Genomic DNA, 16410 nt, shown 5'->3' on the forward strand with positions numbered 1-16410 from the left:
TTAAAAAGAGGCATTACATTTATGTAATGCCTCTTTTTATTTATCTGTATATTGCCAGCAGTGTTAGTTCACATCAGGTACCACAGGGTTATAACGACCTGGCTTGTAATTCATCGCAAGCACAAGGTTTAGCATCACAGCGCCAAGAATAGATAGCAGTAAAATAGTTGGGCTGACAAAGAAGAAAGACGCCACTAATATACTAATATCAATCGACATTTGGATTTTACCTGCTGAGATCCCAAATTTGTCCTGAATAAACAGTACCAGTACATTGAAGCCGCCCAAACTGGTGTGATGACGAAATAAGATCAGCATACCTAATCCCATCAATAAGCCACCAATGACAGCGCAATAAACCGGATTTAGCCAGCTGATTGTGAGCACATAATGCATGTTATCAACCATCAGTGAGACAAGCGCACCAGAGAGAATGCTGGTGATAGCAAAGCTTCGTCCCATTCTAAACCATGCCATTAAGTAAAACGGACAGTTCATCAAAAAGTACAGCTTACCAAAAGAGATATCGACAAAATGGGTAAGTAACAACGCAAGGCCCGTGGTGCCTCCCGTTAAAAGCTGACTTTGCTGAAGGAAAAAGATGCCCTGCGCGACAATGAATGTCCCTGTTAAAATCGCAATGAGATTTTCGTGCAGAGGGTGTTTACTACTACTCAATCGGGGTACTCCTTGTAAATAATGGCGCAATAGTAAAAGTTAATAAGAATTTATAAAAGTAGCTAACTGAAATACATAACCATGGGTTGTAATCTATTGTTTACATTTTTGTAAATAACTTTATCCTGAAAAAACTTGCCTTATCGATAAAATAAAAAGCTTGTTACGTGAGTAATTTCAATATGAAAAAAATTCATGACATATTGAAAATAAACTGACGTAATCTTGAATAAAAAAAACATTTAGGACTACCTGATTTAGATCAATTTCGGTAAGATAGGCGATAATTAACAAGCAAGACGAAAACGTTTGCGTCCGCGTGGCGCCTAGCATTGCGATTTTTAAGTTTTTGCTCAAAATGGTATTTAAATTAGCTGAATCAGGAGATACAGATGCTAAAGCGCGATATGAATATTGCTGATTATGATGCGGAACTATTTGCGGCCATTCAGGAAGAGACAGCTCGTCAGGAAGAACACATCGAGTTGATTGCTTCTGAAAACTACACTAGCCCACGCGTGATGGAAGCTCAAGGCTCTCAGCTAACAAACAAGTATGCTGAAGGTTACCCAGGTAAGCGCTACTACGGTGGTTGTGAGTTTGTTGATAAAGCAGAGCAGCTTGCTATTGATCGTGCTTGCCAACTGTTTGGTGCAGAATACGCGAACGTTCAGCCACACTCAGGCTCACAAGCAAACAACGCTGTTTACATGGCACTGTTAAATGCTGGCGATACTGTATTAGGTATGAGCCTTGCGCACGGTGGTCACTTAACGCACGGTTCACCAGTAAACTTCTCAGGTAAGCTATACAATATCATTCCTTACGGTATCGATGAGAACGGTCAAATCGATTACGCAGAAGTTGAAGCTTTAGCCCTTGAGCATAAGCCAAAGATGATCATCGGTGGTTTCTCTGCTTACTCTCAAGTTGTTGACTGGAAACGCATGCGTGAAATCGCAGACAAAGTAGGCGCGTACTTCTTTGTTGATATGGCACACGTAGCTGGTCTTATAGCTGCAGGTGTTTACCCGAACCCAGTACCGCATGCACACGTTGTGACAACAACAACGCATAAAACACTAGCAGGTCCTCGTGGTGGTTTGATCCTTTCTAACGAAGGTGAAGATCTTTACAAAAAACTGAACTCTGCTGTATTCCCTGGCGGTCAAGGCGGTCCTCTAATGCACGTTATCGCTGCAAAAGCGGTAGCATTTAAAGAAGCAATGGAGCCAGAGTTTAAAGAATACCAAGCTCGTGTTGTTGAAAACGCGAAAGTAATGGTTGGTGAGTTTATCGAGCGTGGTTACAAGATTGTATCAGGTAGCACAGAAAACCACCTATTCCTTGTAGATTTGATCGATAAAGACATTACAGGTAAAGAAGCTGATGCTGCACTAGGTGCTGCTAACATCACTGTTAACAAAAACAGCGTACCAAATGATCCACGTAGCCCATTCGTAACCTCGGGTATCCGTGTAGGTACACCATCAATCACTCGCCGTGGCTTTACTGCAGAAGATGCACGTCAGCTAGCGGGTTGGATGTGTGATGTATTAGACAACATCGATAACGAAACTGTTATTGCTGAAACAAAAGCAAAAGTTCTTGATATTTGTAAGCGTCTACCTGTTTACGCGTAATACAAATTGAGAATCTAATGGCATAATCTCTGTGTTATGGCGATAAAGGCTTACTCTTAGGGTAAGCCTTTTTTAATATTTGCAGATTTTAAGTTACGCACAATAAACCAACTATTAATTGCTTTTTAAGCAGAATTCGTAGAAAAAAAGGGCGAATATTCTCGTTAACGGTTTGAAATAGGTTACACTGAACCGATTGAATGTAGGAGGCTAAATGCATTGTCCTTTTTGCGGTGCGAATGACACCAAAGTAATCGATTCTCGATTGGTTGCAGATGGCCACCAAGTGCGCCGACGCCGCCAATGTTTAGCTTGTAATGAACGTTATACTACGTTTGAAACTGCCGAATTAGTGATGCCTCGCGTGGTAAAAACTAACGGTAATCGCGATCCTTTTAATGAAGAAAAACTTCGCGGTGGTATTCAACGCGCATTAGAAAAGCGTCCAGTTAGTACTGATGATATTGAGCGTGCAATCAACAATATTAAATCGTGTTTGCGTGCGACAGGAGAGCGCGAAGTGCCTTCTGAGATGATCGGTAATTTAGTGATGGAAGCATTAAAAGAGCTCGATAAGGTCGCTTATATCCGTTTTGCTTCGGTTTATCGCAGTTTTGAAGATATTCGAGAGTTTGGTGAAGAGATCGCCAAACTTGAGCGTTAAGTGTCATTGTGATGTTTACCAGTCTTGATACTCGCTTGATGCTGCATGCCATCCACCTTGCAAAACGTGGTCGTTTTACTACAGCTCCTAATCCCAATGTTGGCTGTGTGATTGCTCGTGGCGAAGAAATTGTCGGTGAAGGATTTCACTACCGTGCTGGTGAACCCCATGCTGAAGTGTTTGCTTTAAAACAAGCGGGTGAATTGGCAAAAGGGGCAACGGCTTACGTGACGCTTGAGCCTTGCTCTCACTACGGACGAACACCACCTTGTGCTGAAGCCTTGATTAAATCAGGGATCAGTAAAGTGATTTGTGCCATGGTTGATCCTAATCCTATGGTTGCAGGTCGCGGTGTGGAGATGCTGCAAAAGGCAGGCATTGATGTTCAAGTAGGGCTACTGAACGAAGAAGCTCAAGCGTTAAATCTGGGCTTTATTAAATCAATGACCAAGAAGATGCCCTTTGTTGAGCTGAAATTGGCATCGAGCCTTGATGGTAAAACAGCGTTAGCCAATGGTGAAAGCAAATGGATCACAGGCCCTTGTGCCCGTGCTGATGTACAGCGTCACCGAGCACAAGCTGGCGCGATTTTATCGACCAGTGCGACAGTGATTGCCGATGATCCATCGCTTAATGTGCGTTGGTCTGAGTTGGGTGAGCAGGTACAAGCACAGTACGCTCAAGAAGATGTTCGTCAGCCGACTCGGGTGATCATCGACAGTCAAAATCGTTTAACTCCGGCATATCAATTGTTTCATCTTCCGGGGAAAACGATTTTAGCTCGTACCGAAAAAGGTGATGAAGACTGGCCAGAATCAGTATCACAATGGGTTGTACCTACCCGTCAAGATAGTCAGCAGATTGATTTGACCGAACTGATGCGACAGCTAGCTGAAGCTGGTATTAACCATATTTGGGTTGAAGCCGGCGCAGGACTTGCCGGCGGCTTACTTGATGCACAACTTGTAGATAGTCTTATTTTGTATCAAGCGCCTAAACTCATGGGCGCTGATAGCCGGAGTTTAATGAATTTACCAACACTCACGGCGATGGATCAGGTTATCGATCTTAATATTACTGATGTACGTATGGTTGATTGTGATTTGAAAATTACTGCAACCATTAAACGTAGTTAATTTATAGAACAAAAATTCAAGGATTTACCATGTTCACCGGGATTATTGAAGCGACTGGAACTATCACAGCATTAACACCAAAAGGTGCTGATATCTCTGTGACGGTAGATTCTGGCAAGCTTGATCTAGCAGATGTAAAGCTAGGTGATAGTATCGCAACTAATGGTGTGTGCTTAACGGTTGTAGCACTAACAGGCAAAGGTTATGTTGCTGATCTGTCATTAGAAACATTAAAACGTACTGCATTTGCGACTTACCAAGCAGGGCAAGTGGTGAATTTAGAAAAAGCCATGTTGCCAACAACACGTTTTGGCGGCCACATGGTGTCAGGTCACGTTGATGCTGTGGCAGAAATTATTGAGCGTCACCAAATCGGTCGTGCGATTGAGTTTTGGGTAAAAGCGCCTGCACATCTTGCGAAATACATTTCAGAAAAAGGCTCGGTTGCGGTAGATGGTATTAGCCTAACGGTGAATGAGATCAATGGTGATGAATTCAAACTAACTATTGTTCCGCATACTGCATTAGAAACGACGATGGATGCATTTAAACCAGGTCGTAAAATTAACCTTGAGGTTGATGTAATTGCCCGTTACCTAGAGCGTTTAATGTTAGGTGATAAGGCTGCTGATAAAAAATCACAAGTCACCATGGATTTATTAGCAAGAAGCGGTTTTCTTGGCTAAATAAGAGATTGTTAGCTAATTAGCTAAGGTACATAAGTATTTAAGGGTAGTGTTATGGCTTTAAGCAGCGCAAAAGAAATTATTGATGATATTCGTCAGGGCAAAATGGTTATTCTGATGGATGATGAAGATCGTGAAAATGAAGGCGATCTTATTATTGCATCTGAGAAAATTACGCCTGAAGCCATTAACTTTATGGCAACTCATGGTCGTGGTTTGATTTGCTTAACATTAAGTAAAGCGCGTTGCCAAAAATTGAATCTACCTTTAATGGTTCAAGACAACACAGAGCAGTTTGGTACGCCTTTCACTATTTCTATCGAAGCGGCTGAAGGGGTTACAACGGGTATTTCTGCCGCAGATCGTTCTCGCACAGTACAAGCTGCGGTTGCACCTAACGCAACAGCGGCAGACATTGTAATGCCGGGTCATATCTTCCCTCTAATGGCACAAGAAGGTGGCGTATTAACTCGTGCTGGTCACACTGAAGCGGGTTGTGATGTAGCACGTTTAGCAGGCCTTGAGCCATCAAGTGTGATTGTTGAGATCCTTAATGAAGATGGCACCATGGCGCGTCGTCCTCAGCTTGAAGTATTCGCAGAAAAGCATGGTCTGAAACTAGGTACTATTGCAGATCTGATTGAATATCGTAATAACCACGAAACCACAATTGAGCGTGTGGCTGAGTGCCGTTTACCAACCGAGTTTGGTGAGTTTGAGATGATCACTTACCGTGACAAGATTGATAACGAAGTACACTACGCACTGCGTAAAGGTGATATTAAAGAAGGTGATGAAACGCTAGTACGTGTTCACCTACAAGACACTTTTAAAGATATTTTGCAATCAGGTGCAACCCAGTGGACGCTGCCTGCTGCGATGAAACGTATCAGTGAAGAAAACGGTGTGTTGGTGGTGCTAAGTAAGCAAGAATCAACTGAGTCGATCATTCACAAAGTGAAAAATATTGCCGCTGAAGAAGCCGGTCAACCTAAGGTGAAAGTGACGAAGAAAGATCCTTCTCGCCAAGTGGGTGTCGGCTCTCAAATTCTGTCTGATTTGGGCGTGAGCAAAATGCGCTTATTATCATCAAGCACTCAACGTTATCATTCGCTCTCAGGCTTCGGTTTAGAAGTTGTTGAGTACATTTGTGATTAAACTCACCGAAAGCAAGTGATAAAATAAACCATTCTCGGCGGTAATTACCTTGTCTTATTCTGGGTAATTATCGCTTTTAAGTACTGTTTATTGGTCGTATCAAGGACAGATAAGCAATAAATATTAACAAATATGTTGAAACCGACGGTTGTCCGTAGCAGAGATATTGCAAAGTGTGGTAGACTCCCGCGGTTTCTCAAACCGGAAAGACATAGTCACAGGAAGGCCCATGAAGGTAATTGAAGGCGCCATCGCGGCACCAAACGCAAAAGTTGCTATCGTAATTGCACGCTTCAACAGCTTTATTAACGAAAGCTTACTTTCAGGTGCACTAGATGCGCTGAAACGTCAAGGACAAGTTAGCGAAGACAACATCACAGTTGTTCGTTGTCCTGGCGCTTACGAGCTACCACTAGTTGCTCAACAGATCGCTAAAAGCGATCGTTACGATGCTATCGTTGCTCTAGGCTCAGTTATTCGTGGTGGTACACCACACTTCGATTATGTTGCCGGTGAGTGTAATAAAGGTCTAGCACAAGTTGCACTTGAGTATAATACTCCAGTTGCATTTGGTGTGCTGACTGTAGATTCTATTGAACAAGCCATTGAGCGTGCCGGTACCAAGGCTGGTAATAAAGGGGCAGAGGCTGCACTAAGCGCGCTCGAAATGGTTAATGTCCTGTCCCAAATCGAATCCTAATAATGGGGGTTACTGTGAAACCAGCCGCACGTCGTAATGCACGTCAGTTTGCTGTACAAGCTATTTACTCTTGGCAACTTACTAAAGGTAATGTTGCTGATATCGAACAACATTTTCTTTCTGGCGACAAGTTTGAAGAAGAAGAACATCAAGCTGATGCGCCAGTACTAGCTGCACCACATACTGATGTTAGCTACTTCCGTGATCTGTTCACAGGCGTAGTACTAAGCCACCAAGAACTTGATAGCAAGATGCGTCCATACTTGTCTCGTCCTCTACAGGATCTAGACCAAATGGAACTAGCACTACTTCGTCTTGCAATGTACGAAATGGTTAAACGTGAAGACGTACCATTTAAAGTTGTTATCAACGAAGCAATCGAACTAGCTAAGCTATTCGGTGCTGAAGATAGCCACAAGTTCGTAAACGGTGTACTTGATAAAGCTGCACCAACACTTCGTAAAGAAAAGTAATTTTCTGAAGTACGAGAGTAGATAAAAGAAGTCAGCATTGCTGGCTTTTTTTTTATCTACTTTTGTAAATGCCCAAGCTACTTGAAGTCACTTGGGTATATTTTATCGTGACAACAAACTCACCTTAAAAGTGAGTGGGAATGGATGAGTAAAGCGATAATGGCAACAGGTGAATTTGATTTAATTGGGCGCTATTTCGAGCATCAGAAGATCAATCGTCCGGATGTTGATCTTGCGATTGGTGACGATTGTGCGTTACTGCGTGTGCCCGATGGATATCAGTTAGCGATCAGTACCGATTCGCTGGTGGCGGGCACGCATTTTCTTGAAGATACCGATCCTAAGCTGGTGGCACATAAAGCCTTAGCTTCAAATTTAAGTGATTTAGCTGCTATGGGCGCAACCCCTGCTTGGGTGTCTTTGGCGCTAACCTTACCATCGTTTGATGAACAATGGCTCAGTGCGTTTTGTGACGGCTTTTTCCAATTAGCAGAGCAATATAATGTGCAGTTAATTGGCGGTGATACCACTAAAGGGCCACTTAGTATTACATTAACCGTGCAAGGCTTTGTACCTGTGGGGCAAGCATTAACTCGCAGTGGTGCAAGCTTAACAGATGCAATATATGTTACCGGTCAATTAGGTGATAGTGCTGCAGGTTTAGCGTTATTATTAAAAGATAAACAGTGTGATAATACAGTATTGTCACAAGCATTAATGACGCGTCATTTTATGACTGTGCCGCAAGTTGAAGCAGGTATATTACTGCGCGGTAAAGCATCGGCAGCATTAGATATTTCAGATGGTCTTATCGCCGATCTTGGTCATATTTTAAAACGCTCTAATGTTGGTGCTGCAATTTATACAGAAGCACTACCAATATCTGCTGAGCTTGCTGCGTTTTGTGAAACGCCAGAGCAAGCACAACAGATGGCGCTGAGCAGTGGTGAAGAGTATCAATTGTGCTTTACTGTGCCAGTAGAGCAGTGTGATGACGTTGAAGCATTAATGGCGAAACAAGGTATTCAGATCTCTCGAATTGGTCAATTAACCGAGAATAAAGGCATTGTACTGCTTAATAATGGTGAGCCAGTTAATTGGCAATTATCCGGTTGGGATCATTTCGAGAGCGAAAGTAAATAAGGTATAGAACGTGTCAACCAATCCTAAAGATTTATTAAAAATGAGTAACCCGTGGCACCTATTAGCGACAGGGTTTGGTAGTGGTTTAGCGAAATATGTGCCGGGCACAATGGGGACATTAGCCGCGATCCCGTTCTACCTGTTGTTAGCCCAATTGCCTTTTGGTTGGTACTTAGTCGCTGTGCTTGTTGCAGCATTAATTGGCGTGAAAATTTGTACTATTACTTCTGGTGACATGAAGGTACACGATCACGGTAGTATCGTATGGGATGAGTTTGTTGGCTTTTGGATCACCATGGCAATAGCACCAACGGTAAGCTGGCAATGGGTACTAACTGGTTTTATTCTATTCCGTTTCTTTGACATGGTAAAACCTTGGCCTATCAGTTGGTTAGATAAGCATGTCAAAGGCGGCTTTGGGATCATGGTCGATGACATTCTTGCAGGCTTCATGGCAATGATTGCTTTATGGGTCGTAGGCTATTGGCTTGGTTTTTAATAACTGACTTCTTGAGTATTAAGTTTTTCGAAGAATAGTTTTTTAGTTGTTTTTATTCTGTAAATGGATATAGCTTAATTCTTTTGCTATCTATTATTGTTCTCAAATAGTTGATTGTAGATAAAAATAAAAAAGGCATGTTCTAAATGAACATGCCTTTATTGCTTTTTAACTTATGATCTTATTGTTTGATCACTTTCACTTTGTACACGCCATCAATGTTGTAAACACCGTGGATATCTGTTTCAAAGCCTGGGAAGTGATTACCAATTTCACATAGCATTTCAAGGAAATCTAGCACTGGACGAGATTGTTCCGTTACCATTTCACCCGGAAGTACAACAGGTACACCTGGAGGATAAGGTAGGATCATATTGGCACTGATTTCATTTACCATTTCGGATAGTGGAATTTCGCGCACTTGACCTCGTAACTCCTCTTGCCATGCGTCATGCGGTGTCATCTTCATTTCTGGTAATACATCAAATGCTTTGTACATCAGTTCTGGCAATTGGAATTTCACAGTGAGATCGTGAATACCTTGTGCTAGATCTTGAACACGCATATTGGCGTAGAACTGAGGATCTTCTTGGTATAGAGATGGTAAGAATGACTTGATAGTCATGTTACGATCGTAGCCACGTTTAAACTCAGTTAATGCACGAAGAAGCTGCATTGCTTTTGGTTTATCAATACCAATTGAGAACAAGAATAATAGGCTGTATGGACCTGTCTTTTCAACAACGATACCGTGTTGGTCAAGGAACTTAGCCACAATAGAAGCTGGAATACCTGTTTCAGATAGTTCGCCTTCTTCGTTCATTCCTGGTGTCAACAACGTGATTTTGATTGGATCAAGGAACATATGATCCTCATCGATGTTCTTGAAACCATGCCATTTTTCATTGGGTTTTAGGTTCCAACATTCTGTTGTTTCAATGTTCTCTGGTTGCCATACATCAAAGAACCAACCATCACATTCCGAACGTAGCTTTTTGATCTCTTTACGGAAACGAATCGCACGATCGATTGAATCTTGAATTAAACGACGACCAGCGTTGCCATGCATCATTGCCGCAGAAATTTCAGCAGACGCCACAATACCGTATTGTGGTGATGTTGAGGTGTGCATCATGAATGCTTCGTTGAAAGATTCTTCTTCAAGTTGACCTTTAACATGGATCATTGAAGCTTGTGAGAATGCGGCCAATAGTTTGTGTGTTGATTGAGTTTCATAAAACACTTTCCCCGGGATAGCTTCACCACTCATACCGCACTTACCTTCGTAAATAGAGTTAAAGTTAGTGTAAGGCACCCAAGCACTATCAAAGTGGATAAACTTAGTATCCAGCGACTCTTTGATAAATTGGGTATTGTAGAACAAACCATCGTAAGTAGAGTTAGTTACTACTGCATAACCTGGCTTTGTTGCACCTGGCGTATTTGCTACTTTTTCAGCAATCACTTCACGGCTAAATTCACTTTTAGGAATACCACCTAAAATACCGTAAGCATTACGTGTTGGGCGGAAGTAAATTGGAACCACATCGGTCATCATCATCATATGAGTTAATGATTTATGACAGTTACGGTCAACAAGTACTGTGCTGCCTGCTGGTGCTGAGAACATACCCACAATCTTGTTCGCGGTAGAAGTACCGTTGGTAACAATGTACGAACGATCAGCATTGAATGTACGCGCAATGTATTGTTCAGCTTCTTTATGAGGGCCTGAATGATCTAATAGTGAACCAAGTTCTGGCATTGAAATCGAAATGTCTGCTTTGAATGTATTTGCACCATAGAAATCATAGAAAATACTCCCCACAGGGCTCTTGTTAAATGCAGTACCTGACATATGGCCTGGAGTACAAAAAGTATATTTTGCCTCATCAACATAGTTAAATAATGCTTTTGTTAGCGGTGGGAGAATACTGTCTTTGTAATCTTGATTCGCTTGATCAATCTTGTGTGCAATATCTTTTGCGCTACCTAGGCTGTATTCGAAGAAATAGATATTTAAACGAAGATCGGCAAGGTTAATATCAAGAGTAGAGTGCTCATTGGCAAAAGCGAATAGCGGTAACTTCTCATTCACTTTATTAATTTGCTGGCACAGATCTAGAGAATAGGTATCCCAATCGAAGATAACGCCACTGATACGTGGGTTCATTTCCAGTAACTTCAGTAAATCTTTTTCATCAACAGGGTAGACAGTCTTGTAACCTAAAGCCGTCAGTGATTGTTCTAATTCTTGTACTGGGTATTTTTTAAAGAAAACGCCTAAGTTATTTAATATTGCAATAGTATTCATTTTTGAATTTCTCCAAAGTGAGAGAGGGCGCATCATGCCCATATTGGTGATGTATTGATGCGCCTTAAATTAATTTAAAAAGTGAGTGGTAGAGCGAGATTACGCTTTGTTCTGTTGCTCTAGTTGTAAGTGCTGACGGAAGCCAAGCTTGCGAGCATAGAAAATAAAGATGGCTAGAGAGACCACGAAGGTTGCTGCTAATGCTGATGGGTCGGCACCAATCAGTGCGATGAAGCAGAAGATACAAGCTACCCCAGAGAACAACATCACAAAGACATTACGGGTTGTCATACCTTCGTAACGGATTAAGTTCACCGCAGAGTAGAAGTAAGGCAGCATCGTTAGCAATACAGCATCTGATGTTAAGATATCGAATAAGTTAGAAGCGTGGCTGTCACTTGAACTGAACACCGTAATAGCAATCATTAAGATAGTCATCATAACTGAAGCTAAAACAAGACCTTTCTTCGCCACACCATTTTTATCGGTTTCGCCAAATACAGCAGGGAAGTTACCGTCATTAGCTGCACGTTTACCCGCCTCACCAACTAACATCATCCATGAACCTAATGATGTAAAGCATGCTAAAGCAGTAAAGGCTGCAACAAATGGAGCACTCCACTTACCAAAGATTGCTGTTGTTGCAAGTGCAAATGGTGCGCCTGATGCCGCAACTTCAGAAGCTGGGAACATACCAGCGATAACTTGAGTTGAAAGGATGTAAATAACACCCGCAATAACAGTACCTAACAGTGTTGCAAGTGGAACTGTTTTCTTCGGATTTTTTACCATACCCGATGATACTGCCGCCGATTCAACACCCACGAATGACCAAAGAGTAATCAGTACGGCACTTACAATTGCGTGTGAATTAGAGCCATGAGATGTGTTCCAGTTTTGCATATACATTGCAGAGTCGAAATGACCCCAGCCAATGATAGCTGTACCAATAATTGGAATAAGGATTAGAACAAGGCCTAATGTACATAAGCGGCTTACCCAAGAACCACCAAGTAAGTTGATTACAGTAAAAATCCAAACTGATGCAATCGTAGCAATTGCTGCAGGGATCGTATTATTTAAAATGGGGAAGAAAACTGAAAGGTAAGATACCCCTGTAATCGCAATGGCAAGATTACCAATCCAGTTTGCGTGGTAGTAAAGAACACCTGTTTGGAAGCCAAATGCAGGAGATACCTCACCAGCATAAGCAATAGGGCCACCTTCTTGAGGATTGCTGGTTGCAAGACGTGCATAAACAAATGCTAATGATAGAGCACCAATTAAGCAGATAATCCAGCTAAAGATAGAAATGGAACCTACTTTTGCTAGTGTTGAAGGAAGTAGTGCAATACCACTCCCCATCATGTTACCAGCAACAACACCAGTACAGGCTATTAAACCTATTTTTTTAGATGTATCAGACGACATGTAACAATCTCCAATATGTCGTGATATTTGAGGACTCTCAAATATGTTTTATTTCAAGATATGAACAAAAACACTTCTTCTTAATCTGAGTAAGAGGAATTGATTTTTAAATTACAGGAGTTTTTTTTAAGTTTTTAATCATTTTCTACTCAAGAATTGAAAGATGATATTTTTACATTTTTTTACATGTGAAAATTTACAAGTTATTGAATTTTAAATTTTTTATCTGGGTGTGAAAAAATAATTTATTTATAATGGTGTTAACTGCATTTAATAAACCGCTATTGTTATCTATATAATTTAAATTTCTTTATTGCTAGAGTCCAAAATTTACACTCTTTTTGTAACAACAATATTAACGGTTGATACATTGATTATATCGGCTACCTTTTTATTATTATATTTTTAGTCCTATTGCGACATAAAAATAAAAAGTTGCTGGTATGAATCAGCAACCTTATATTTTTATTTAAATTGAACCTAAGGTTAAATAGAATGAAACACTAAGCTTTGACAAAGTATTTCTGTTTCATAAGATGGTGATAAATATTTAGCAATACTAAAGTTTTCATTTGCTTGCTGATGTTGATTCTTAATATCAAAAATTTTGCCCTGGAGAATATAATAAAGGGCTGAGTTTTGTTTTGATTGTTGCCTTGATAGCGATAAGTAATGTTGTGACAAGTCAAAATTACCTTGATAGAGCTGATTCAAAGCAAGTGCATTGAGCGTTTGAGTTGGTAGTGATGATAAGGAATTTTGTTGAGAAATATTCTTAACTAAGTCATGTGCATAATTCATTAATTTTGGCATTGATGTTTCTTTGTTATCTAGAGTAAGAATAATTGCGTAGCTAATATAACGTTTTGCAAGCAAGTAACTGTTATTGGGTGAGTCTGAAATAAGTTTATTTATATCAGTTAGGTAGCTTTTATTTACTTGTCCATCGTCATTAATTAGGTCTGGTAATGATAGGTATTTATAAAGCAGGGTTGATTCAGTAATTACAGGTACATTAGTAACGGCTATTTGGTGATCATGGGTTAAGGTTTGAATGAGTTCATTGAGTAATTGATTGAGGGATGTGTAGAGTTTTTTACTTTGTAAAAGCAGGCTTTTTTTTAAATCAGAATGATGAGATATATTATTATAAAGTTCTATATGTAATTGATTATTATCACTAATATATAGCGAAAGTGTTTTTCCAGCTTCTGAATTAGGATGTAGACTACTGGTGTAGTCAGTGTAAGTAAACAGCGTGCTTTCTATCATTTTCGCTATAGAATATACCTGATTAGATGAAGAGGTTATTTCTATGTTTATTTGCCGTGGGTTTTTTAAGCTTTTGGTTGATGCATTATCATTGTTCGCCCAACTAGCGAAGACAAGGGTAAGCACTAACATAGATAATATTCCCACATCGAAAAGCCAATGGTTAAGCTTTAAGTTTTTGATTTTATTGCTTACTGAGGCTGGTGAGATATCTTTCTCTGGTTTGCTAAATGCACGTGTCATCGGCCCCGCTGGAAATGTGGTTCCGAGGTTATTGTTGTCATTCGTATGCTCGTTAGATGAATGAAACTCTTCTAATTTAAAGCCAGTATTAGGGTCAATGTAAATTTGTTGTACATCAGCGTCTAATTTATAGCCTCGTTTGGGAATGGTAATGATCCAATGATCTTCATCTAACTTTTTTAAAATTTTTCTTAATTCAAAAATGGATTGAGTAACAACTTGATCGCTAACAACGGCACCATCCCAAACCTCATCAATTAACTCATCTCGCGTAAATACAATCCCTTGATTTTGAGCCATAAATGATAGAAGTTTAGTAATTCTTGGTTCAAGAATATATGTTTTACCTAATTTGTTCAGACTGTTTTCTGTTGTTATTAATAAACAATCATTTATTTTGAAATTTCTCCAAGCCATAACTGAATTTCTTTAATTTAGAATTTAGATAAAATTATTCATATATTATTTACTTTGAGTTGATTAGTGAATGAATAATCGAAGTTATTAAATGTAATTTCATTTTTCATTTTCAATGTAATTAAATAAACATTCACTTTCTTTATTTCTTGTCATGGATCACGTTTTTTATTTTTGGAATATTTATTTTAGATTAAATGGTAAATGCAAACATAAAAGTAAAGTTGCATTTTATTGTTGAGTGTTTCTTGTATGTAATTAAGTGATAAGGAAATGTTATGTTGGATAATAATGAAGTAGATGAAAATAGATTAATCGCTGAACGTAGAGCGAAGCTTGAACATATAAGAAAAGAGAGTAAAGCGAGTGGTCACCCTAATACCTTTCGTCGTTTGAAATTAGCTAAAGAATTAATTAAAGGTTTTGAAAATAAATCAAAAGATGATTTGATATGTAATACTTATACGACATCTGTAGCAGGGAGAATTATGGCTAAGCGTGGCCCTTTTATGGTGCTACAAGATGTATCTGGTCGTATTCAAGTATATGCAAATAAGCAAGTACAAGAAGAGTTAAAAGAAAAATATCATGGTTTAGATATTGGCGACATTATCGGTGTTAAAGGACAAGTGCATCGTTCTGATCGTGGTGAGCTTTACGTCAATATGGATGAATATGAATTACAAACAAAGGCGCTACGTCCGTTACCTGAAAAATTTCATGGTCTAACAGATCAAGAGCAACGTTATCGCCAGCGTTATGTTGATTTGATCATTAATGAAGAATCTCGCAATACAATGATTATGCGTTCTAAAGTCGTTGCCGCGATTCGTCAATTCATGCTTAAACATCAATTCATGGAAGTAGAAACTCCTATGATGCACCCGATAGCCGGTGGTGCGTCTGCGCGTCCTTTTATCACTCATCATAATGCGTTAGATATTGATATGTATCTTCGTATTGCGCCTGAACTGTACCTAAAACGTCTTGTTGTCGGTGGTTTTGAGCGCGTATTTGAAATTAACCGAAACTTCCGAAATGAAGGTATTTCACCACGCCATAATCCTGAATTCACAATGATGGAATTCTATATGGCATATGCTGATTACAATGATTTAATCGATTTTACTGAAGATCTGTTAAGTTCTGTTGCGAAAGAGTTATGCGGTACAACAGCCTTGCCATATGGTGAGCATGTCATTGAGTTTTCAGGCCCATATACTCGCATGACGATGTTAGAAGCAATCCAGTATTACAACCCTGACAATCGTCGTATTCAAGATTTAAGCTACGAACAAGTTAAAAATAAAGAGTTGATGGTTGATATTGCCACAGAAGTAGGCATTGAAGTTGAGTCATTCTGGACATGCGGTCAATTGCTTGAAGAAATCTTTGGTGAGACAGCAGAGCCTAAGTTATTGCAGCCTACATTCATAACCGGTTATCCCGCTGATATTTCACCTTTAGCACGTCGAAGTGATGAAGACCCATTTATTACCGATCGCTTTGAGTTCTTTGTTGGTGGCAGAGAAGTAGCGAATGGTTTCTCAGAGCTTAATGATGCTCAAGATCAAGACAGCCGTTTTAAAGCGCAGATGGTAGCCAAAGATGCGGGTGATGACGAAGCAATGCAATATGATGAAGATTATATCCGCGCATTAGAGTTTGGTTTACCGCCAACAGCAGGCCAAGGTATTGGTATTGATAGGTTAGTGATGTTATTTACTAATTCTCATACTATTCGTGATGTTATTCTTTTCCCATCCCTACGACCAATTAACTAATTTGCAATTAGCGCAATAGAGGCTCATTGTTCTGTAGCGTTATAACGGTAGTTGGAACTCCAACTGCCGTTTTTTAATGCCATATATTTACTTAATACAAACATCTTCTTAGAAGACACATATTCATGTGTCGCATTCCTAATAAAATGATTTATTTCTCATCATTAAC

At 39.9% G+C, this 16410-nt stretch carries 14 protein-coding genes; 10 read left to right on the forward strand and 4 right to left on the reverse strand.

All coding sequences use genetic code 11. The features are described from left to right. Positions 1-63: 63 nt before the first annotated feature. Positions 64-678, reverse strand: coding sequence for a YitT family protein (locus tag Q7657_RS12765; RefSeq protein WP_107164836.1), 615 nt, complete (start codon positions 676-678; stop codon positions 64-66). Between the two features lie 392 nt (positions 679-1070). Here Q7657_RS12765 and glyA point away from each other — a divergent pair, with 392 nt between their 5' ends. The 9 genes from glyA to pgpA all read left to right on the forward strand — a co-directional run bounded on the left by glyA (position 1071) and on the right by pgpA (position 8780). Continuing rightward, positions 1071-2321 (forward strand): serine hydroxymethyltransferase, encoded by a 1251-nt coding sequence (gene glyA / locus Q7657_RS12770; RefSeq protein ID WP_053988611.1) that lies wholly within the window; start codon positions 1071-1073, stop codon positions 2319-2321. A gap of 214 nt (positions 2322-2535) precedes the next feature. Next, positions 2536-2985, forward strand: a complete 450-nt coding sequence (gene nrdR / locus Q7657_RS12775) for a transcriptional regulator NrdR (RefSeq protein ID WP_008986348.1) — start codon at positions 2536-2538, stop codon at positions 2983-2985. 11 nt (positions 2986-2996) lie between these two features. Beyond that, on the forward strand, positions 2997-4121 hold the full coding sequence (gene ribD / locus Q7657_RS12780; protein ID WP_107164837.1) for a bifunctional diaminohydroxyphosphoribosylaminopyrimidine deaminase/5-amino-6-(5-phosphoribosylamino)uracil reductase RibD: 1125 nt from the start codon (positions 2997-2999) through the stop codon (positions 4119-4121). Positions 4122-4150: 29 nt separating this feature from the next. Then, entirely contained in the window at positions 4151-4807 is a 657-nt protein-coding gene (locus Q7657_RS12785) for a riboflavin synthase (protein WP_053988609.1), read from the forward strand. A 54-nt stretch (positions 4808-4861) separates the two neighbouring features. Then, positions 4862-5965: a bifunctional 3,4-dihydroxy-2-butanone-4-phosphate synthase/GTP cyclohydrolase II gene (ribBA, locus tag Q7657_RS12790; RefSeq protein WP_107164838.1), complete on the forward strand. Its 1104-nt coding sequence runs from the start codon at positions 4862-4864 to the stop codon at positions 5963-5965. A 229-nt stretch (positions 5966-6194) separates the two neighbouring features. Continuing rightward, entirely contained in the window at positions 6195-6665 is a 471-nt protein-coding gene (ribH, locus tag Q7657_RS12795; protein WP_008986352.1) for a 6,7-dimethyl-8-ribityllumazine synthase, read from the forward strand. Between the two features lie 2 nt (positions 6666-6667). Next, a complete protein-coding gene (gene nusB / locus Q7657_RS12800; protein ID WP_005370080.1) occupies positions 6668-7138 on the forward strand; it encodes a transcription antitermination factor NusB in 471 nt (156 codons plus the stop codon). 159 nt (positions 7139-7297) lie between these two features. Next, a complete protein-coding gene (gene thiL, locus Q7657_RS12805; protein ID WP_107164839.1) occupies positions 7298-8281 on the forward strand; it encodes a thiamine-phosphate kinase in 984 nt (327 codons plus the stop codon). Positions 8282-8291: 10 nt separating this feature from the next. Beyond that, the gene (pgpA, locus tag Q7657_RS12810; protein ID WP_008986354.1) at positions 8292-8780 is read left to right on the forward strand and encodes a phosphatidylglycerophosphatase A; all 489 of its coding nucleotides are present in this window, start codon (positions 8292-8294) and stop codon (positions 8778-8780) included. Between the two features lie 181 nt (positions 8781-8961). Here pgpA and cadA read toward each other — a convergent pair whose 3' ends face one another. The 3 genes from cadA to Q7657_RS12825 form a co-directional block, all read right to left on the reverse strand. Beyond that, entirely contained in the window at positions 8962-11094 is a 2133-nt protein-coding gene (cadA, locus tag Q7657_RS12815) for a lysine decarboxylase (RefSeq protein ID WP_107164840.1), read from the reverse strand. A gap of 99 nt (positions 11095-11193) precedes the next feature. Beyond that, positions 11194-12525 (reverse strand): cadaverine/lysine antiporter, encoded by a 1332-nt coding sequence (gene cadB / locus Q7657_RS12820; RefSeq protein ID WP_107164841.1) that lies wholly within the window; start codon positions 12523-12525, stop codon positions 11194-11196. Between the two features lie 486 nt (positions 12526-13011). After that, positions 13012-14457 carry a winged helix-turn-helix domain-containing protein gene (locus Q7657_RS12825; RefSeq protein ID WP_107164842.1) on the reverse strand — a complete coding sequence of 482 codons (1446 nt, stop codon included), beginning with the start codon at positions 14455-14457 and terminating at the stop codon, positions 13012-13014. A 278-nt stretch (positions 14458-14735) separates the two neighbouring features. Between Q7657_RS12825 and lysS the strand changes: the two genes are divergently transcribed. Next, on the forward strand, positions 14736-16241 hold the full coding sequence (gene lysS, locus Q7657_RS12830; RefSeq protein ID WP_107164843.1) for a lysine--tRNA ligase: 1506 nt from the start codon (positions 14736-14738) through the stop codon (positions 16239-16241). Positions 16242-16410: the final 169 nt, after the last annotated feature.

This window comes from Candidatus Photobacterium acropomis, from assembly GCF_030685555.1.
GTDB lineage: Bacteria > Pseudomonadota > Gammaproteobacteria > Enterobacterales > Vibrionaceae > Photobacterium > Photobacterium lucens.

Excerpts from the sequence above, each read along its gene's own strand:
- Q7657_RS12825 (WP_107164842.1), bottom strand. The coding sequence starts at position 14,457 with ATGGCTTGGAGAAATTTCAAAATAAATGATTGTTTATTAATAACAACA.
- glyA (WP_053988611.1), top strand. The coding sequence starts at position 1,071 with ATGCTAAAGCGCGATATGAATATTGCTGATTATGATGCGGAACTATTT.
- cadA (WP_107164840.1), bottom strand. The coding sequence starts at position 11,094 with ATGAATACTATTGCAATATTAAATAACTTAGGCGTTTTCTTTAAAAAA.
- ribD (WP_107164837.1), top strand. The coding sequence starts at position 2,997 with ATGTTTACCAGTCTTGATACTCGCTTGATGCTGCATGCCATCCACCTT.
- lysS (WP_107164843.1), top strand. The coding sequence starts at position 14,736 with ATGTTGGATAATAATGAAGTAGATGAAAATAGATTAATCGCTGAACGT.
- ribBA (WP_107164838.1), top strand. The coding sequence starts at position 4,862 with ATGGCTTTAAGCAGCGCAAAAGAAATTATTGATGATATTCGTCAGGGC.
- thiL (WP_107164839.1), top strand. The coding sequence starts at position 7,298 with ATGGCAACAGGTGAATTTGATTTAATTGGGCGCTATTTCGAGCATCAG.
- cadB (WP_107164841.1), bottom strand. The coding sequence starts at position 12,525 with ATGTCGTCTGATACATCTAAAAAAATAGGTTTAATAGCCTGTACTGGT.
- nrdR (WP_008986348.1), top strand. The coding sequence starts at position 2,536 with ATGCATTGTCCTTTTTGCGGTGCGAATGACACCAAAGTAATCGATTCT.
- nusB (WP_005370080.1), top strand. The coding sequence starts at position 6,668 with ATGGGGGTTACTGTGAAACCAGCCGCACGTCGTAATGCACGTCAGTTT.
- ribH (WP_008986352.1), top strand. The coding sequence starts at position 6,195 with ATGAAGGTAATTGAAGGCGCCATCGCGGCACCAAACGCAAAAGTTGCT.
- Q7657_RS12785 (WP_053988609.1), top strand. The coding sequence starts at position 4,151 with ATGTTCACCGGGATTATTGAAGCGACTGGAACTATCACAGCATTAACA.